Annotated in this window: 18 protein-coding genes and 4 tRNA genes; 10 read left to right on the forward strand and 12 right to left on the reverse strand. The window is 53.9% G+C overall.

The features are described 5' to 3' along the window. Window positions 1–463: 463 nt before the first annotated feature. From CAF74_RS22535 to CAF74_RS22555, 6 genes are all read left to right on the forward strand, one after another. On the forward strand, window positions 464–1,144 hold the full coding sequence (locus tag CAF74_RS22535; RefSeq protein WP_139832930.1) for a hypothetical protein: 681 nt from the start codon (window positions 464–466) through the stop codon (window positions 1,142–1,144). Next, a complete protein-coding gene (locus CAF74_RS22540) occupies window positions 1,141–1,404 on the forward strand; it encodes a hypothetical protein (RefSeq protein WP_085747813.1) in 264 nt (87 codons plus the stop codon). Before CAF74_RS22535 ends, CAF74_RS22540 begins: the two co-directional genes overlap by 4 nt. After that, window positions 1,401–1,772, forward strand: coding sequence for a hypothetical protein (locus tag CAF74_RS29100; RefSeq protein ID WP_139832931.1), 372 nt, complete (start codon window positions 1,401–1,403; stop codon window positions 1,770–1,772). The genes CAF74_RS22540 and CAF74_RS29100 overlap by 4 nt, the downstream gene beginning before the upstream one ends. Then, complete coding sequence (locus tag CAF74_RS22545) at window positions 1,769–3,976, forward strand: hypothetical protein (protein WP_085747814.1); 2,208 nt, start codon at window positions 1,769–1,771, stop codon at window positions 3,974–3,976. Before CAF74_RS29100 ends, CAF74_RS22545 begins: the two co-directional genes overlap by 4 nt. Continuing rightward, window positions 3,976–4,218 carry a hypothetical protein gene (locus CAF74_RS22550; protein ID WP_139832932.1) on the forward strand — a complete coding sequence of 81 codons (243 nt, stop codon included), beginning with the start codon at window positions 3,976–3,978 and terminating at the stop codon, window positions 4,216–4,218. The genes CAF74_RS22545 and CAF74_RS22550 overlap by 1 nt, the downstream gene beginning before the upstream one ends. Window positions 4,219–4,605: 387 nt before the next feature. Then, window positions 4,606–5,232, forward strand: a complete 627-nt coding sequence (locus tag CAF74_RS22555; RefSeq protein ID WP_085747816.1) for a hypothetical protein — start codon at window positions 4,606–4,608, stop codon at window positions 5,230–5,232. Window positions 5,233–5,669: 437 nt separating this feature from the next. Here CAF74_RS22555 and CAF74_RS22560 read toward each other — a convergent pair whose 3' ends face one another. Then, window positions 5,670–6,521 carry an AbiJ-NTD4 domain-containing protein gene (locus CAF74_RS22560; protein ID WP_085747817.1) on the reverse strand — a complete coding sequence of 284 codons (852 nt, stop codon included), beginning with the start codon at window positions 6,519–6,521 and terminating at the stop codon, window positions 5,670–5,672. Window positions 6,522–6,893: 372 nt separating this feature from the next. Between CAF74_RS22560 and CAF74_RS29465 the strand changes: the two genes are divergently transcribed. The 3 genes from CAF74_RS29465 to CAF74_RS22570 all read left to right on the forward strand — a co-directional run bounded on the left by CAF74_RS29465 (window position 6,894) and on the right by CAF74_RS22570 (window position 8,144). After that, complete coding sequence (locus tag CAF74_RS29465; protein ID WP_256578405.1) at window positions 6,894–7,025, forward strand: hypothetical protein; 132 nt, start codon at window positions 6,894–6,896, stop codon at window positions 7,023–7,025. A 61-nt stretch (window positions 7,026–7,086) separates the two neighbouring features. Continuing rightward, complete coding sequence (locus CAF74_RS22565; RefSeq protein ID WP_085747818.1) at window positions 7,087–7,302, forward strand: hypothetical protein; 216 nt, start codon at window positions 7,087–7,089, stop codon at window positions 7,300–7,302. 110 nt (window positions 7,303–7,412) lie between these two features. Beyond that, window positions 7,413–8,144 (forward strand): recombinase family protein, encoded by a 732-nt coding sequence (locus tag CAF74_RS22570; protein WP_371857354.1) that lies wholly within the window; start codon window positions 7,413–7,415, stop codon window positions 8,142–8,144. A gap of 186 nt (window positions 8,145–8,330) precedes the next feature. Here the strand turns inward: CAF74_RS22570 and CAF74_RS22575 are convergent, their stop codons facing one another. The 4 genes from CAF74_RS22575 to CAF74_RS22590 all read right to left on the reverse strand — a co-directional run bounded on the left by CAF74_RS22575 (window position 8,331) and on the right by CAF74_RS22590 (window position 10,721). Then, entirely contained in the window at window positions 8,331–8,804 is a 474-nt protein-coding gene (locus tag CAF74_RS22575; RefSeq protein ID WP_085747819.1) for a hypothetical protein, read from the reverse strand. Window positions 8,805–8,858: 54 nt separating this feature from the next. Then, window positions 8,859–9,494 (reverse strand): hypothetical protein, encoded by a 636-nt coding sequence (locus CAF74_RS22580; protein ID WP_085747820.1) that lies wholly within the window; start codon window positions 9,492–9,494, stop codon window positions 8,859–8,861. Then, on the reverse strand, window positions 9,491–10,378 hold the full coding sequence (locus CAF74_RS22585) for a hypothetical protein (RefSeq protein ID WP_085747821.1): 888 nt from the start codon (window positions 10,376–10,378) through the stop codon (window positions 9,491–9,493). Before CAF74_RS22585 ends, CAF74_RS22580 begins: the two co-directional genes overlap by 4 nt. Window positions 10,379–10,644: 266 nt before the next feature. Next, a tRNA-Val gene (locus CAF74_RS22590) sits at window positions 10,645–10,721 on the reverse strand. Window positions 10,722–10,905: 184 nt separating this feature from the next. Here CAF74_RS22590 and CAF74_RS22595 point away from each other — a divergent pair. After that, window positions 10,906–12,189, forward strand: coding sequence for an FAD-binding oxidoreductase (locus tag CAF74_RS22595; protein ID WP_085747822.1), 1,284 nt, complete (start codon window positions 10,906–10,908; stop codon window positions 12,187–12,189). A gap of 52 nt (window positions 12,190–12,241) precedes the next feature. Here CAF74_RS22595 and CAF74_RS22600 read toward each other — a convergent pair whose 3' ends face one another. From CAF74_RS22600 to CAF74_RS22630, 7 genes are all read right to left on the reverse strand, one after another. Continuing rightward, window positions 12,242–13,213 carry an XdhC family protein gene (locus tag CAF74_RS22600; RefSeq protein WP_085747823.1) on the reverse strand — a complete coding sequence of 324 codons (972 nt, stop codon included), beginning with the start codon at window positions 13,211–13,213 and terminating at the stop codon, window positions 12,242–12,244. 2 nt (window positions 13,214–13,215) lie between these two features. Further along, window positions 13,216–14,451, reverse strand: coding sequence for a cytochrome c (locus tag CAF74_RS22605; RefSeq protein WP_085747824.1), 1,236 nt, complete (start codon window positions 14,449–14,451; stop codon window positions 13,216–13,218). Between the two features lie 2 nt (window positions 14,452–14,453). Then, on the reverse strand, window positions 14,454–14,993 hold the full coding sequence (locus tag CAF74_RS22610; RefSeq protein WP_007956473.1) for a (2Fe-2S)-binding protein: 540 nt from the start codon (window positions 14,991–14,993) through the stop codon (window positions 14,454–14,456). Further along, the gene (locus tag CAF74_RS22615) at window positions 14,986–17,817 is read right to left on the reverse strand and encodes a xanthine dehydrogenase family protein molybdopterin-binding subunit (protein WP_085747825.1); all 2,832 of its coding nucleotides are present in this window, start codon (window positions 17,815–17,817) and stop codon (window positions 14,986–14,988) included. Before CAF74_RS22615 ends, CAF74_RS22610 begins: the two co-directional genes overlap by 8 nt. Window positions 17,818–18,239: 422 nt before the next feature. After that, window positions 18,240–18,316 (reverse strand) — tRNA-Asp (locus tag CAF74_RS22620). Window positions 18,317–18,409: 93 nt separating this feature from the next. Then, window positions 18,410–18,486: transfer RNA gene (locus CAF74_RS22625), tRNA-Asp, on the reverse strand. Between the two features lie 55 nt (window positions 18,487–18,541). Beyond that, window positions 18,542–18,617, reverse strand: a tRNA-Val gene (locus tag CAF74_RS22630). Window positions 18,618–18,697: the final 80 nt, after the last annotated feature.

An 18,697-nucleotide genomic window follows, 5' to 3' on the forward strand; every position in this document is an offset into this window, starting at 1 on the left:
CCAGTGTGGCGCTGCCTTGCTCTATAAGAGGCAGCTCCAAAAATCAAACGACCGCTTGAAATAATAAAAAGCAAATATCGTGCCATCTATTGACTTTTACAGGAAATATGGTATACTTAGCATAGAAAAGACAATATTTTTCCGCTTCCCTTCACTCCCCGCAACATCCTCAATCTCCCAGAATCACCTACACCGCACCTGTGTTGCCATAGAGTTCGGTGATGTCGTGTAGGCCAAGGCTTTGAGCTGCCTTAGACGTCGTTATCAGGACGATGGCTGTTTCCTGTAGAGGGCGATTCCTCCGCCCTCGAACCACATTCGTACTAAATGAAAACTTTTGGGAATGCTCCTTCATCCCCTTTTAGGCTGAGTCCTTGAAACGCTCAGCCTTTCTTTTGCGTTTCATCTGGTTCCGTTTCACTCACCGTTAATTCAACAAACAACTTCGCCCATAGGAGATTCCATGGCACGTACCGTTATGCGTGCATGTCGCAACCCGGCCTGCACTAAAGGGGAGTTCCCCAGTTCCACCGCAAGAGCGGCTTACTGTTCATCAGCTTGCCGATTGATCCACCACAGACAACAAAAGAAAGAACAACAATCCCAAACCCAAGAGGAAACCGCAATGGCTACACCGTCTCAATTGTTCCAGCCAGATGCAGCGCATCTAAAGCGTCTACAAGACTTCGAGGTAGGGCAATACAAAACCCGTACCCAATGTAATATCCAAGGCCGAGAACAACTCGGCATTATGGAAGACTTTGAAGTGCAAGGATTGCAACAAGCACTCGACCTGTATGCCGAATTGACTACCGTGCAAGGCTATCAAGCGACCGGAGAAATTGCTCATCTGCCCAAGCTGATCGCAGGGCCAACAGTAGATTGGGTAGTTCTCTCGCTTCGTAAGCCAAAATCACAAGTCGAACAAGAGATTGCTCAAATCGAGGCCCGCGTTGAGCAGGAATATTTGCAGCGCTTGGCAGATGACAAGGCGGCATGTGTGGCTAAAGAAGTTGAATCGCTATTGGCTGGCGAGAAACGCAGAAAGCAACAGGCCGAGTTAGATGCTAAGGCAGCACAGGAAGCCGAGGAATATGCTCGCGTTGAAGCCGAAGTGTTGGCAGCTCTTGGAGGTAAACAATGACCAATAAAATTGATCCGAGCACTCTATCGGGTACGGAGCTTTTGCTCAGACTTAAATATGCGAAAGATACCCTCGCTACAAGCTCGCCAGAGGCTCTGCAAGACGCTGCATTAGATGGGGCGCTACCAGTGTATAAAGATGTGATTAAAGCCTTTCAAAACGAAGCAGAGAGCGATGCAGAGATTCTGTTACTACAAGAGCGTGCTCGTAAGTTAGTGGAATCCGTTAAACAAGCCCATAAGAACAAAGGAAAGCAATGACAGAAAATGCTACACCGAAACAAGAGCTGAAAAAATCTCCGCAACACCACAGCATCACCCACATGACAAGTCCTAAGATTCGCCTCTTCGCCTGTGCAATGGGTCAATGGCTTCGTAAATGTCACGGATTCGACATCGATTACTCTTACCGTTGGGTTAAAACTCAGGATGGATCTATCTACTTCGCCTTGTCAGGTTCTCGCAGTGTGCAAACTGTCTTCGCCGATTATCTAGAGAATAATCGAGGCGATTACTACAGCAGTGCGACCGTAACTCAATACGGAAACAACTCAGTTGCATTCAATCGTGCATTCGACAAGCTTTTGGAGCTGAAACGTGGTGTCGGTGCTTACGGTGAAACGAAATGAGTTCACATCAAGATGTAATCGCTCAACTGATCGGCGTCCTAAAGTTCAACGTTGATCCAAGTGGCTTGCAGCGCTTCACTGCGATGATGCGAACTGCCGAACGTCAAATGACCCAACTTGGGAAACAGGCGGACGCACTTCAGAAGAAGCTCGGCACCAAAATGGGCATCAAGGTCGATAGCGCCGGACAAGAAAAGCTAGCCAAGACCGTAAGAGCCAACCTCGACAGAGAGTTGAAGCTTGAAAACGCTGTGCAGCGTACACGCCGCGCCACGTTCACCGCTGAGCTGGCAGGGCAGAAACTCATCAACCTTCGCCAGAAAGAAGGGGCTGCGATCCAGTCCCAGGCTCTCCGCGACAAGATCGCTCAGGCCGTTCTAGATGCCAAGTCAGCCAAGGCCGAAGGCGAGCGTCTGAAGGTGTCGGGTGCAGCACTCAAACAGGCTCAATCCATTGAGCAGCACAAGGCCCGCCAAGCTCGCTGGGAGGCATTGCTAACCCAGCAGCAACAGAAGACCGCCATCTTGCAACAGAAGCAATTCCAAGCAATGACGGCCACCCAGAGAGCCGAGTTTGCATTGCAGCAGGCGAGAATCCGAGGCCATAGGGCAGCAGAGAAATTCGCTGCGTCACAAAAGGCTGCAAAGCTTCGTGCTCAGCGTCTCGATGTAAGCCATGCCCAGAAAGCCGAGCGCTTCCAATGGGCGCAAACAAGACAGGCAGCGTGGGCCGCTAAGCAGGCTGAACCTAAGCCATCTACGGGCTTCATGGGGCTTGGAACAGGTGCGTTGGCCCTAGGTGGTGTCACCGCTGGCCTTGCTGCAATCGTTGGCGCTGTGAGCGCTCTTGGTGACCGTCTCGCTGCAACACAGGCCCGAGTGTCAGAGAGTCAGCAGTTCTCGAACATCTTGGAGCAGGCAGCAGGTAGAAACCCTGCGAACAAGGATTTCGCAAAGTCCGAATTCCTTCGAATCAGCCAGAAGTACGGCACCGCCGTAGACAATGATTCAGCCAAGGACTACCGCACCTACTTGCTCGCTCAGATGGCCCGAGGCAAATCACTCAGTGCCGCTACTGCCGACTTTGAAACAACGATGTCAGCATACAGAGGGGCGGGTTTGACACGTGACGAGCAGCGTCGAACTTCCCTGCAATATCAACAAGTTAGGTCGAAGACGGTCGCTGATCGCGAAGATCTGAATACGTTCAGCGAAGCCGCACCATTGCTCGTTGAGCCAATCCGCCGTGCTTGGGCAGAGAGAAATAAGCACGCACTAGATGCAAATCTGGAGAAGGATTTCAGAGCATCCACCAAGACAGGAAATCTGAAGGCTATCGACTTTGAAAATGGGTTCAAGCTCTTCGTGAAGGAAAACGCCGCTGCGATTGAGCGTCAGAACGGGAGTATCGAGGCAAACGCCACTCGGTTGGCTTCTCAGAAATTCCTGCAACAACAGGGACTTGACCAGAACCCCGAGTTAATCGGTGCAATCAATGATCGCATCAAGAGCGAGATGGAGTTGACCGAGGCAATGAGGCCCCTTAAGGAAGCAGCAGTACAGGCTGATATCGCTCTTAACAAAATGGCGGCTTCATTCTTTCGGTTTACTTTCGGCAAAGACGAAACGCCAGAACAAGCCGCGAAGAAGGTTGATTTGTTTTCCCCAGAGCAACCAGCTATCGATGTTAGTGCATTGAGTTCACCCCAGCCGTCTACCGGGTCGAAACCTAAAGATCCGATCAGTGTTTTGTATCGCTGGCTTACTAACACTCCTGATTACGATGAGGGGCCAGCTAGCAAAGTTAAGACGCTGGAAATGAATACGCTAGGCATGCAATTTTCGAAGCTGGACATGTCCAAGTTTGGGATTGGCCCTCCTGACGAAACAGGGCAAATGAAACAGTTCAGAATGCCTCCTGCATATACAGCAGAAGACATCATAGAAGGTGCAAAAGAGCAGCAGCGTTTGAAGGAGCCAGTCCAACCAAATTGGCTTGGCCCCGGTGATTTGAATGGCGAAGTAATCAATAAACCGTCAGGCAGCGTGGATAATTCAACTCACAATGATGTGAAAGTGGAGTTGAACATTGATGCTCGCGGTATGGATGCCGACGAAGTGAAGAAGATTTCGGCTGAGAGCTTCCATGATGAATTCGATAAGGTATTGCGTACAGTTCGTGCTGACCAGACGGAAATAGAATGATGAAATCCATTATTCAAACCATAATCTTCGCCTGTGTCTTACAGATCTTGGCGGGCGGTGTGTTCACCACTTACATGTTGGATCGTGCAAGTGTTCTATCCCGTGACTACACCGATAATGCATTGCGACTGCAATACAATCAGTTGCAACTCCAGTTCTCGGATGAACGCAGTTCAATGAAGGAATACGTGGAGAAAATCGTTGCTCTCCGTATCGACCAATCACAAGGCGCCAAACAATGAAACAACTCTACACAAGTGCAACGGGGGGCGGCGAAAACCGCTCACTACTTCTCCCGCCTTCTACGGCGCCCTGTAATGCGCTATATGGCGCTTAACAAATATGGGGCGCCACTCTGGGTGGCCTCTTTGGATAGCGATCCCCATAACGCACTAAAGGAAGCCTGAACTATGCTTTGGGAGCTAGCCCAACTACCTGCACCAAAAACAACTTGACAAAATAGGGTAAAGAGGCGTATAAATACGCTCTTTCCAGCAGTCCGCACCGAACGTTCTCGACACACCCCAGAGTGATGTCAGGCGTCGGTTTTCTGCTGTCTGGAATTTGACCCTATCCAATCTTAACGAGGCATTTGCCTATGACATGAACTGAACACAGGAGATACACAAATGAGTAATCAAACACCGCTTTCGCAACAATGTCATACCAGAAACATCAATGGATTCCGAGTCGATCAAGAAACTGGTGAAATCTACGGCGAATACATCGTTAACCAGTACACAGCAGCAACGGATGCGCTGAAGCCAGAGCTTGGTAAATGCCGAAGCGTTGATGATCTACACGCCTTTCTCAAGCACGTAGACCTCCGCACACTACCTCCCTTTTCCAAGTTTCCACTTGTTGATGCACAAGATCACGCTCATGGCCAATGGAAAAGAACCGGGGTAGATTGTCGCATCACCCTTCCGATGATGAACACGCTTTACACTCTTCATGGACTTGTGAGGTACGCTAACATCATCATTATGGCCAAGGTGGACTTGGCGAAAGCACTGGGTGTCGCCGAATCCAACTTGACCAAGAAACTTGCTCCTCTGGTCAAAGCGAAGCTTTTAAAGACATATACCTCCCGCGATGGCATTCGAAAGGGTGAAACCAAATTGCTCGTAAACCCTCGCCTAATTTTCCGTGGCTTCGACACTGTCCGCGAAGTATACGTAGAGAGATGGTACTTGGATGAGGCCAGAGAAAGTTGCCTGCTCCATGATCTAGACTCTCTTGCAGCTGCTGCGTAAAAATCTTTAAAAAATTACGCAAAAAACGGGCTGTAAGCCTTTGTATTGAAGGGATGGTCAAAAGTCCTCTTATATATAAAAAATTTGCCTAGTGCGGAGCACTACGGTGATAACTCGTGACGGACAAAAGTCGCATCGTCCCGATTCAGGATCAGCCCACCGTCCAATACACCAATATCAACACACATCAAAGCTCTTCGCTTTTGATCTGCTACACCGAAGGTGACGTGCAATGACTATCAGCGTCGGCTGATGGCTTATTACTGAATGCATCCGCATTCGCTTATGCACCGAAGCAAAAGGCAAGATCAAAGGCAAGAGCCGGATTTTTGTTTATTTGTATTTGTGTCGAAGTACACCCGAAGGGTAGTCGGCGGTCACGCCGTAGCTGAATCTACGTGAAAGCTAAACGCTTTCGGTGCGACCACCAACACAGATCAGTCTTCGACGCTATCGATTGCGAAGTTGATGAAGGCTGAGCAACAGATAAGCATAAACCTAGCATCTGCTTTAGTTAGCTGGGACTCGTTGTCCATTAGAGAATGACGGATACCATCGGCATCATTGGTGTAACCGTAAAGTGCGGAAAAGGCTGTCTTTAGACTTGGGTGGAGGTTGTGCTTCTTTTCTAGCACCCTGAGCGCTTGACCTAGAGTAGCCTTGTCGTCACCAACAAGTTTCTTCGCAAGAGACTCAACAGAACTAATGCTTTCCTTGATTGAATTTCGATAGTCAGGATTCTGTCTGTCGGTGAGAAATCCTAGAGAAGTAGAAAGGTGAGCTTTAACGCCTCCATACTTATCTGAATTGAGAATCGCTTGTTCAATCTCATTGATTTCTTCTGACGAGGTGATAGGGGTAATTTGCTCGGCAACAAATCGATATGCAGAATTTTCCCGCTCAAATATATCGTTACAAGCTTCGAGAAATTTCTTTTTATTTGTGTCTGGGCCGTTTTGTACTACGAACTCTATAAAATCATAGACAGCATTCCATTGCGCCTTGAAAAAGGTCACTCTGATTCTTTGAAGAAAATATTCCCAGTATTCATCAATGGTATCAATTGGCTGTTTGTAGTGAAACATGTAAATGGATATTGCAAGCTGGTGGAGATTTGACCCTCTCACAAAGTCTTCCCTTCCAACAGTCCGGCGAGGAGGACTCCTATAAAGATTCCAGTAGAATGCTATCAGCGCATTCCACAATGAATTTCTCAGATCAATATCCATTGACTCCGATTGAATGACCTTGGTGCTAGGCGTTATCCCCATCCGTTTCGAAAAGCTCATTGCAACCTCGACACTGTATTTTCAGGCGATACTACATCACTACTTATGAACACTGGTAACCTCCTCAATATCTCAAAATAACTAGGGAAAATCCGCACTAAAACCCTGCATAAATTAAGCTCTATCAGGGCGTATTGTTTGATGGTTAATGACTATGAGCCAGCATTTCCGGGGTTCTCCGCTTTCCAGAGATAAGCTCAATCCGGTGAGAACGCTTCAATCCGAGGTTTCTACGCCAAAACGGCAGTTTTGAGCCGGAATCACCATTTTCTGCAAAATCACACTTCCTCCTAGGCCTCCTTGCACAAAGACCTTCATCGACTAGCTTTGATGGTGTCGCTAACGTGGCGATAGGCTATCAAGGAGTTGGATATGGTCAACAAACGTGGTCGAGACTCTGGGAACGGGCAGTTCATCCCTATTGATAAGGCCAAGAAAAATCCGGGAACATCGACGGTGGAAACAATCCCGCCGCCGAAGAAGCCGACCAAACCTAAGAAGTAGAAAGAGTTACGGTGAGGGTGTCGCTAGGCTCCCTCACACCACCCCTCAAGGACGACACCCCATGACCTCCCAGAATCAGGCTGTGGCAACGGCCGACGCGTTAACCCTGCTGCTCCACCAGCAACACGGCATTGCTGCTGCTGTTGAAGAACTCGCCAAATGGGTTGCGAGCCAAGGGGGCGGCATTGCTGCCGAAAACGCATTATCTGCGCTTGCTGATTTGGATTTGCACGGTCAGGCGCTGATCAATGCGATCAACGATGTTCGCCGGTTGTAGGTAGGAGATCGAATAGCTAATTTACAAATCTAGGATCACCGACCAAGAAACGTAGACCCACCTATCCAAGAAATGTAAACTGGCCCTACACACAAATGGAGGGCTGGACGATGAAGAGCATAAAGATAGTTTCCTACTTGCGAGTATCGACATCGGGCCAAGGTGATAGTGGTCTGGGTCTTGAAGCTCAGCGCCAGTACATCCAACAGGCTGCTCTCCAGAATGGCTGGACAATCATCGGTGAGTTCATCGATACAGTGTCCGGTAGCATCGCCATTGAAGACCGCCCGGAAGGCGCCAAGGCCATTCAGATGTGTAAGGCTTCATCAGCTCAACTGTGTGCGGCGAAGCTCGACCGTATCAGCCGTTCGGTTGCCCACATCAGCGCCTTGATGGAGCGGGTAGAGTTCAAGGTTGCCACCATGCCCAGTGCTGACGCCTTCCAATTGCACATCTACGCAGCTCTGGCAGAGCAGGAAAGGAAGTTCATCGGCCAGCGTACAAGGGAGGCCCTAGCATCGCTCAAGGCTCGTGCTGAGTCTGGTGATGTAGTGTCGATTCAGAAGATAGCCAACCGCACACAGGCCCTCACACATGGCCGCACACAGGCCAACCGTGCCAAAGCTGCAAAGGCAGTAGCTGATCGCGTATCCGCGTTCGATACGGCTATCAGTGCCGAGATTGAAGCGTGTCTGTACAGGGGCTTACGCACTTTGGTAAGGGTCGCTGAATGCTTGAACAAGAAGGGTGTAACCACTGCCAAGGGTGGCGAGTGGTCTGCCACTCAAGTGAGCCGTGTCATGAGCCGTCTTGGCCTGACGTTCGAGGTCGCAAACATCTGAGGGTGCATATCCTTATTTTGCGATTTTAGCGACTTGGAGTGGTGCCCGAGCTGTCCTGCTTAACACTCCGGGCGAACCTCTGGAAATCACGCAAGCCTTATTTTCTGGCGACGAATTCCGTGCTATCAACTGAGTAGTAGAAATTTTTCGGCGAAAAATGGCCGGGTTAGAAAATCTCAGGGGAAGCTAGTGATACGCCGTCTTGACTCGAAGCAACTCAGCTATCTTTTTCAGTGCCTCATGGTTCTTGCGAACCGCTAAAGCACTGGGAGGATTGGGCGCGAAATTGACGCCGGGTCGCTTATCCATCGTCTCGTGGCCTATTCCGTTCAGCTCTCTCGCTGCATCCACCACATTGCGCCTCGATGGTAGCCGGAACAAAAGAGCCGCAGCCCGATAACAGACAATAACTTCAGCCTTCGACACCAGTTCGGCAGCATGGTCGTAAATCTTTGCGGATAGCTCCGCATCTTCCATACCATTTGTAATCTTCGCTTGATGCCGAAGCAGCGTGTGAGCGGTAAAGCCAATGGCAGCCCTGAGCTGCTGCACTGGTTCGATAATCAATTTCAGCACGGTCTGACTGATGATGAAAATTGCTATCCCGGCGAAGATGGTGAACACGGGGGTGAACCATTGAAATGCGATACTTGACGGCATGATGCATGCCTCCATAATTTGTTTATGTTGCAAATAGCCTAGAGGAATACTTACTCACAAAGACCTATGCAAATTCGCCGCCATGCGTGCAGACAACTTCTTGAATAAATATATTTTGTCAAAGTACAACAAAAGCATTTCCTGCACCAAAAAATAAACGAAAAAAAACCAAGGCAGTCCAAAAAACAATAGAAATCCTAAATTTATATCCCCCACCACAACCAGCATAAGCAGCACCAGAAGAAAAAAAGTATAAACCTCGTTAATCGCTTTTTTGAACTGGAGCCCCCCCTCCGCCTCTACAGCATTTTTTCTAGCAAGATCCAAACAAGACACCAATTCACGTTCCGATACGCCATCAACCTTGGCATCAATCTTAACCATTAGACGTTCAGTTCGTTTTATTTCCCTCCCTACTACAAAGAGTGCTGTCTTATTGGCTATGAGAGGCGCAATGTAAAACGCTAATAAGACGAAGAAGAAAAACTGATAAAAGGGCAACCCCGAAAGTGAAGCGATAAACCCCGCCCCAGCATCACCCGCGCCGCCACTCCAGAAATCCAATTCAAAAAACTTAAGCACCGCACCAGAAACCACAGCCCACGCTAGCGCAAAGGAGCCTCCGCGCCATTTCGTAAAATAGCGTGAAGCTTGCTCGTATACTGAATCGAATAACTTCTCGATAATCATGACGGATCTGCAAAGTCGACAAAAACAATATCACCACGAACAGGATCGAAGGAGCCTAGCAAGGAAACTGGAGACGCCCATATAACAATATCTCGATTACTCAAATTATGTGGATGAATACGAAGAGCGTCATCATAATCATCTACGAGCAGCTTGCTTTCCTGCCCAGTAGTCCGACTTAAGAATTTTGCCGCAAACTGAAAACGCCCACTAGCTCGCTGCCTCTCTAACCCGGTAATACGACCTACATACATTGCTGGCTCTGCCAGTCGCTGCGTGCCAACAATACGTCCAAATCGCGAAGCTCGCTGCTGATCAAACTCAAAATCATGAAATCCGTCATCAGCGTTTACGCCCACACTTATGATTGCCCCGGGAGTCGTGCGAGCAACGGAAAGAGCTTGACTCATATCTTTCAAGACTGCAGCTTGTGCATAAGCCACTTTTCGGTCGCCCTCGGCAGCAATTAGCTCTTCTTGAGTAACAGTCTCAACATTATCAAGCTGCACATTCAGTTTTCTATTTTCAAGATCGGCGGCCAATGCATTACTAGGTATGATCGTTTCGAACGTAGACTGCTCATACGGCTGGGACATAAAATCAGCGTACAACTTCGGAACACCAGCAAGCAGATCACTAATAAAAGGGATTCTGAGTGAACCAGCCTCTAAATGATCAATATATAGATCAGCCAACCCATGAAGATCTGCTGGTAAAGAAGTAAACTTACGTATTTCACCGAGCTGGCTGAAGTATACAGTCTTATCAATGGCACGCTGGAAATGCGGAATTGTATAAGACAATGTACGCAACGACACACTGTTTTGCGGAGCGAGGGTACCATCAAAGGTTAAAATAATCTGACTGCGAGGTGCCACTGCCATTTCTCTATTCCATTAGGGAGCATTAGACGTGAGAAATGATCATAACAGCGCAAAAGCATTCCCGCGATCCTGCTCTGATCACGAGCCATCCTGCCCACCCAAGATACGCGAGCACACCTAGCCCGAAAGCTCCCATACCGGCGTTCACATTGCCCAGTGTGAACGAACCCGATATTTTGTGAACGTTCTGCAAGAATTCAAGACAACAAAAAAGGGCCCACCTTTCGGTGAGCCCTTCTAGACCGCCCAGCAGAGCGGATTTTGTTTGGTAGGCGCGATTGGACTCGAACCAACGACCCCCACCATGTCAAGGTGGTGCTCTAACCAACTGAGCTACGTGCCTGCTGTGAGGCGGCATTCTACGGAATTCCGAAGGGGTGTCAACACCTTTTTTTCACCTAACCCTATGAATATGCAAAATATTTAATTTCGACCCGCCGCAAGAAGATTTCCCGGTGGCTGGCGGAGGTTTTTCAACTGGGGTAGGATCGCTGCAGTCGTAAAATATATTAAACAGAGGCTGCAGGATGGCAAACACCCCTTACCCAGAGTCTTATTACGCTGCGTCGGCCAACGCCGTGCCACCACGCCCTGCCCTGCAGGATGACGTGGAGACGGATGTCTGTGTGATCGGCGCTGGTTATACGGGACTTTCCTCGGCCCTGTTCCTGCTGGAGAACGGGTTTCGCGTGACCGTGCTGGAAGCCGCCAGGGTCGGCTTCGGCGCTTCGGGGCGCAATGGCGGACAAATCGTCAACAGCTACAGCCGTGACATCGATGTGATCGAACGCAGCGTCGGCCCGAAACAGGCACAACTGCTCGGGCAGATGGCGTTCGAGGGCGGCCGGATCATTCGTGAACGCGTCAGCAAGTACAACATCCAGTGCGACCTGAAAGACGGTGGCGTATTCGCCGCCCTCACCGCCAAGCAAATGGGCCACCTCGAATCGCAGAAGCGCCTGTGGGAACGCTTCGGCCATACCCGACTGGAACTGCTCGATCAGCGCCGCATCCGTGAAGTGGTCGCCTGCGATCAATACGTCGGCGGCATGCTCGACATGAGCGGTGGCCATATCCACCCGCTTAACCTGGCATTGGGCGAAGCTGCTGCCGTGGAATCCCTGGGTGGCACCATCTATGAACAGTCGCCGGCCGTGCGCATCGAACGCGGCGCCAATCCGGTTGTGCACACGCCGCAGGGCAAGGTCAGATCCAAATTCATCATCGTTGCCGGCAACGCCTACCTCGGCAATCTGGTGCCGGAACTGGCGGCCAAATCGATGCCGTGCGGCACTCAGGTCATCACCACCGAGCCATTGGGCGATGAGCTGGCGAAATCCCTTCTGCCGCAGGACTACTGCGTCGAAGACTGCAACTACCTGCTCGACTACTACCGCCTCACCGGCGACAAACGTCTGATCTTCGGCGGCGGTGTGGTGTATGGCGCGCGGGATCCGGCAAACATCGAGGCGATCATCCGCCCGAAAATGCTCAAGGCCTTCCCGCAACTCAAGGACGTGAAGATCGACTACGCCTGGACCGGAAACTTCCTGCTGACCCTGTCGCGTCTGCCTCAGGTTGGGCGCCTGGGCGATAACATCTATTACTCCCAGGGCTGCAGCGGCCACGGCGTGACCTACACGCATCTGGCCGGCAAGGTATTGTCCGAGGCGCTGCGCGGGCAAGCCGAGCGCTTCGATGCGTTTGCCGACTTGCCGCACTACCCGTTCCCCGGCGGGCAACTGCTGCGCACACCGTTTGCCGCGCTGGGCGCGTGGTACTACGGACTGCGCGACAAGCTCGGTTTCTGACGAGCCAAAAAAAGGGCCGCTGAATAGCGGCCCTTTTTACATTCAGCTCAAATCACAACTGATCCCGCGCAATCCCGCTGCGAATCCGCAGGATATCCGCGAGCACCGCCAAAGCGATTTCCGACGGCGTCTTGCTGCCCAGGTTAAGACCGATCGGCGCATGAATCCGCGCCAGCTCGCTCTCCCCCAGACCGCCAATCCGGCGCAATCGCTCGAAGCGCTTCTGCGACGTCTGCTGCGAACCCATTACGCCAATGTAGAACGCTTCGGTACGCACCGCTTCCATCATCGCCAGATCGTCGATACGCGGATCGTGGGTCAACGCCACCACCGCCGTATCACGGTGACAACCACCATCGGCGATAAACACCGATGGCAATTGCCGGCGGATCTCCACGCCATTGAGCACCACGCCTTCCAGCACCTCATCACGCGGGTCGCAGAGAATCACTTCGAAGCCAAGACCCACCGCGAACTCCGCACACGCCTGCGCCACGCTGGAATACCCCGCCAGCAACAAACGCTGAGCGGCGCCGATGCGGATCCGCACCCGGTCGATTTCACGCTCGATCCGCGCACCTTGTTCGCGATCGGCAAACAGGCTACGCGCGCCTGTGGCCAGATCGACCTCGCGAATCAACCGGCGCTGCCCCAGCAACGCCGATTCGAGTTCACGCAGGTGCGCCTGCACATCGCAGCTCGCGTCAAATTTCTCTACCAGCACATCGAGAATGCCGCCGCACGGCAGGCTGACCCGCGAACGTGGATCGTCACCTTCGCCATAACGGACGACATTGATCGCATCGAGAAACGCACCTTCGGCGACGCGCTCGAGAAAGTCTTCCTCGACGCAACCACCGGACAGCGACCCGATCCACTGCCCGCCATCGTTCACCGCCAGCAGTGAACCCGGCGCGCGCGGCGCCGAACCGTAGGTGGTCAGCACGGTGCAGAGCCAGATGCGCTGCCCCGCCGTCGACCACTCCAGCGCCTGACGCACAACCTGCAGATCGAGATGCTGCATGATCAGTGCGCCTTGTGCTCGATGGACGGGGCGTCAGCCTGAAGCTTCTGCACATCGCTGACCGCCAGCTCGGCCGACTGACCACCCCAACCCTGACGCAGGTAGTTCAGCAGATCGGTCAGTTGCTCAGCACTCAGCTTGTCGGCGAAACCCGGCATCGGCTGCATGTGTTCGAATCCGGCGAATTTTTGCTCGCCGATACCATCCTCGATCACTCGCAACAGGTTGCGCGGGTCTTCCAGACGCAGCGTGGTGTTGCCGCGCATGGCCACCGCGATGTGCGGCTTACCCTCGCCACCGGCCGCGTGACAGCCGGCGCAGACGTTCAAGTATTCCTGACGACCGCGTTGAGCGCTGGCACTGAGTTTTTCCAACGGCACGTCGGTCAGCTCTTTCGCCGCCGGAGGCTTGTCGCCCAGCAGGAACGTCGCCATCGCCGCCAGATCCGGATCATTCAGGCCCTGAGTGCTGTTGTGGAACACCGGGAACATCTCGTTGAACATCGTGCCCTGGGCGCTCATGCCGTGCTTGAGGAACGTGCTCAGGTCCTGATGGTTCCAGCCGCGGGCCGCCAGATCAGTGGCCAGCAGGCTCGGTGCCAGATAGCCGTTGAGGATGCCGCCGGTCAGGCGCTTGTCCAGTTGCATCGCGCCCGGCAGGCCGCGTGGCGTATGGCATTCGCCGCAATGGCCGAGCACTTCGACCATGTACTGGCCGCGTTTCCAGGCGTCGCTTTTGCCTTCGGCAGATTCGAGCTTCAAGGCTTTGCCGTACATCATGTTCCAGCCGATCAAGCCCGGACGCACGTTGAACGGAAAGCTCAGACTCGTCACCGGCGCTGCACGCTCGATTGGCTCGATGGTTTTCAGATACGCGTGAATCGCATCCGAATCCGCACGCGGCATCAAGTGATACGAGGTGTACGGCATCGCCGGATATAGGTTCGCGCCGTCACGGCGCTTGCCTTCAGTCAGCGCAGCGAAAAACTCGTCGTCGTTGTACAAACCGATACCGTGCTCTTTGCTCGGGGTGATGTTGGTGCCGTAGATCGTGCCGAACGGCGACACGATCGGCAGGCCGCCGGCAAACGGCGCGCCGCCGGGCGCCGTGTGGCACGCCATGCAGTCGGCCGCGCGGGCGAGGTATTCGCCGCGCTTGACCTGATCATCCGCATGCGCCGCCAACACAGGCGCAGCCAGCCCGACCGCCAGGGTCAGGCGGGTCAGTAATTGCTTCATGCTTAACCCTCCTTGACCAGGCCGAGATCGGTCAGCACGTTGCGGGTGGCGTTGTAGTAACGCACGTACCCGGTGCAACGGCAGACGTGATGACCGAGGCTGTCCTCGATGACTTGTTCCAGTTTGCTTTTGACGATCGGCTGGCGTTGCAGCTTTTCCACCAGCACGGTCGCGGCGTTGACGAAGCCCGGCGCGCAGTAGCTGCACTGGAAGGCGAATTCATCGACGAAGCGCTGCTGGATCGGGTTCAGCTCGGTAACCTGGCCTTGCTCGTCACGCTTGGCGTGGCCTTCGATGGTGCGGACTTTTTTGCCCTCGAAGTAATGCGCGCCAGTGATGCAGGTGCGCACTTCTTCGCTGGTGCCGTCCGGGTTGTCGACGATCACCACACAGGCGTGGCAGATGCCCTGGCCGCAGCCCAGGCGCGAACCGGTGAGGTTTTTGTATTCGTGCAGGTAATCGATCATCGGCAGGTCATCAGGGATGTCCACCGGGCCGACGGATTGACCGTTGAGGGTCAGTTGAAGCGGACGGTTAGCCATTGAGGGCCTCCTTGATGCGCGCAGCAGTGATTGGCAGATCGCGAACACGTTTACCGATGGCGTGGGCCACGGCGTTACCGATGGCACCGACCACCGGGATCATCACCACTTCGGCGATGCCTTTGGACGGGTCGCTTGGCGACAGCGGCGGCAGGATTTCCGACGTCTGTTTCCAAACAGCCACGTGGCGCGCCATCGGCAGGCGATAACGGTTGAAGTTCCAGTCACCCTCCCCCGGCCCGCCTTCGTACAGCGGCATCTCTTCCATCAAGGCGTGACCGATGCCCATGGCGATTCCGCCTTCGAGCTGGCCACGAACCAGTTCTTCGACCAGCACCCGGCCGCATTCCAGCCACGAGTGATGGTTGAGCACTTCGACTTCTGCCGAACCTTTGTTGACCTTCAACTCGACCAGCGTTGCGACTGGGCTGTAGTAGGTCACGGCGGCGTTGTTCAACTGAACCACCGGGTAGGCGATGTTCTGCCGATCCAGCAGGTGGAAACCTGCGCTGGTCATCTGCGCTTTCTTCGCCTTAGGAGCGCCGTCGCCGTACTTCACCGCCAGACCATCGAGCGGCAGACGCTCGCGCACGCCGTCGATGCTGTATTCGGCTTCGGCCCAGCTCCAGCGGTTAAAACCGTGAACCGTGGCGCCGGTGACCAGACCGCGCTCGTGAGCACGCTTGGCCAGCTCTTCGAAGGTCAGCGGCTGCATGCCGTTGGCGGTCAGCTTGCCGTCGACCCAATGCGCATCTTCGCGACGCACCACGTAAGGGTTGGCCTGGCCGCCGTAAGGGCCCTGACGCCAGATCTCCAGCGCCGCCGGCCACAGACCGTGGTTGAACAACACGCGCGCCGCTTCACGGGTGGCGTGGCTGAAGTAGTAGGCGGAGTTGGTCGCGGACGAAGCCGATGCCAGCTTGCCGACCCAGCGCGGATTGCGCAGGAAGTTGTCCTGCTCGGCCTGACTCATGATGTAAGGGTTGCCGGCGGTGACCAACTGCATTTCATCCCACTCGGTTTCACCGGTCTTCACATCGTGAGCCGCGCTGCCGAGGAAATCAGCCACCACCAACGCTTGCGAGGTGGACATGCCGGTGCCGATCTCGATGCCGATGTGACGCAGGGAAATGCGCCCGTCAGCGGTGAACTCGATGCTGGCCATCGGCGCTTCGGAACCGGTGCCGAAGTCTTTCTGGCAAATGGCGAAACCTACGCCGTACCAGTTGTCCGGGTCTGCCGCTTCGCGCTGCTTTTTGATCGCGTCGCGGTTTTTCCAGACTTCGTGCAGCGAAGCCTTGTCGAGAATCTCGTGCAGGCGCAACGCACCGGCCGGGATCGCGCCCTGAGTGTTTTTCATTCCCGAGCGCAGCGCGTTCTTGCGGCGCAGATCAATGGCATCGACACCAAGGCGATCGGCGATTTCGTCGACCATCATTTCGGTGGAGGCCATGCTCTGCAGCGTGCCGTAGCCGCGCATCGAACCCGCTTCAACGGCGCGGGAATGGTAAGCGGTGACCTGCAGGTCGTTCTGCGGCATGTAGTAGATCGACTGTGCCGCAGTAGCGCCAACGGCGGCCACCGACGGGCTGTAGTTGATCCGGCCACCACCGTCGACACTCATCTCGGCACGGAAAATCTTGAAGCTGTGATCGGTCTTGTCCACTGCCAATTGGTAGCGGATGTCGAACGGGTGACGCTTGATGCCGCTCTGGAACTGCTCGTAGCGGTCGTTGGCCAGGCGAATCGGCACACCTGCGCCGTACAACGCCGCCAGGGCCGCGTAGTAGACGAAAATATTGTGGTCTTTGGAGCCGTAACCGACGGTGTAGCCCGGGTGCATGTTCAGGTTCGCCAGGCCGAAACGCGACGGCCCGATCATCTTCGCGGTCTCGGTGGCGGTTTCCAGCGGACATTGGGTAGCGACGACGAAATGCAGGGTCTTGGTCGCCGAGTCGTACCAGCCGTTGCCGTTGTCCGGCTCCATCGCGGCCGGTTCGATCGACGGGGTTTTGTAGCGTTCGTCGAACACCAGCCAGTTGTCCGGCGGGGTGTCGATCTCTTTTTTCATGCGATCGGCGTAGAACAGGCCGCGCTCGGTCAGGTTGCCGTGCAGGTTCGGCTGGGAATTCCACACCGGACGACGGTTTTTCAGCATCGGGAACAGGATCGAGTCCTTGAGGCTGGCGAACTCGTCTTCGTCCGCCGACGTCGGGCCACCGACGCGCACGTAGCGAAAACTGCCATAGGGATCGCCTTCGTAGAACGGTACTTGCGCACCGTAACGAATCGCTTTGTCATTGAATTTGAGTTTGTTCTTGGCCTGGCGGAAACGCTCGAAGTCGTTCCAGATCAGGATCGCAACCGGGTGGCCGATGAACATCGGCACTTTGCCTTCCGGCAGCAGCGGATCCGGTGCGTGCTCTTCAGGGAACACGATGCCGTCCTTGTCCAGGTCGGCGGCGGTAACGATACGATCAGGCTGCAGATCGGCGCCGAGCCACGACAGGTCGTAACCGTCGTAGATGCGGTCGGCCTTGATGGTTTTCAGCAACATGGCGTGGCCTTGCTGCTGGGGCCAGCCCGGCATGTCCTTGGAACGGATGTCGCGGGCAAACACTTTGCTGCCGCAGACCTTGGACAAGGCATCGTTACGCTGGCGCGCCTTGCCGTTGTTGCCGAGCCACTGCTCGGACGGCACGGTCACGCTGTTTTCCATCAAGGCAGCCAGCGCCTGACTGCTGAGCGGTGTGAACGTAACGCTCACACCCGCCACCAGCCCGCCCTGAAGGAACGAGCGCCGGGATATTTCACGGTTGGACATGGATCATCCTCTGGGCGGTTATGGATCCGCCCTTCTGGTTATCTACTGGGAATCTCGAGTCTTGCAGAAGCCCTTTTTGGCTAAACAAAGGGCGTGATGACAGTGCAAAGCTGACCGAAAGGTTAACTTTAAAGGTTTCTGCGCTCGCAGCAAACAACCAGTTACAAAAATTTGACCAAAGAATCAAAAATCAATGCGGCATCGCATCGCAGCGACCCATGGACGCAGGCGCAGATTGCGCGACAGCATCGAACGAGCCACGGCTTGCGTTCGTCGCCGGCTACAAAGGAGGAATTGGGGAAAGGTCAAATTTCAGACACAAAAAACCCCGGTCTTTCGACCAGGGTCTTTGCTATCGATGCCGAATCAACCCGAGGTTGCTTTCGGTGTTTCAAGGCGTTCAGTGGTCCTTGAAACAGATATGGCGCAGCGGACGGGACTCGAACCCGCGACCCCCGGCGTGACAGGCCGGTATTCTAACCGACTGAACTACCGCTGCGTATCGCTTTGAGCTGACGCTCAAGTAACTCGTTTGACTGAAAGCTTCGGTGCTTTTCAATCGCGAACCAGACAGTGTCTGACTCGTTAAATATGGCGCAGCGGACGGGACTCGAACCCGCGACCCCCGGCGTGACAGGCCGGTATTCTAACCGACTGAACTACCGCTGCGCGTCGGTGCAGGCACTTTCAGCCTACGCGCTTGCTTACGCAAGTATCTCGGGAGTGGTGGGTGATGACGGGATCGAACCGCCGACATTCTGCTTGTAAGGCAGACGCTCTCCCAGCTGAGCTAATCACCCGTTTGCATCTCCGAGGCCGCGAAATTTACGCAGGTAGCGAACCTAAGTCAATAGCAGGATTGAAGTTTTTCTAAAAAAGA

It is taken from the genome of Pseudomonas sp. R45(2017) (genome assembly GCF_002112305.1).
Lineage (GTDB): Bacteria > Pseudomonadota > Gammaproteobacteria > Pseudomonadales > Pseudomonadaceae > Aquipseudomonas > Aquipseudomonas paraglycinae.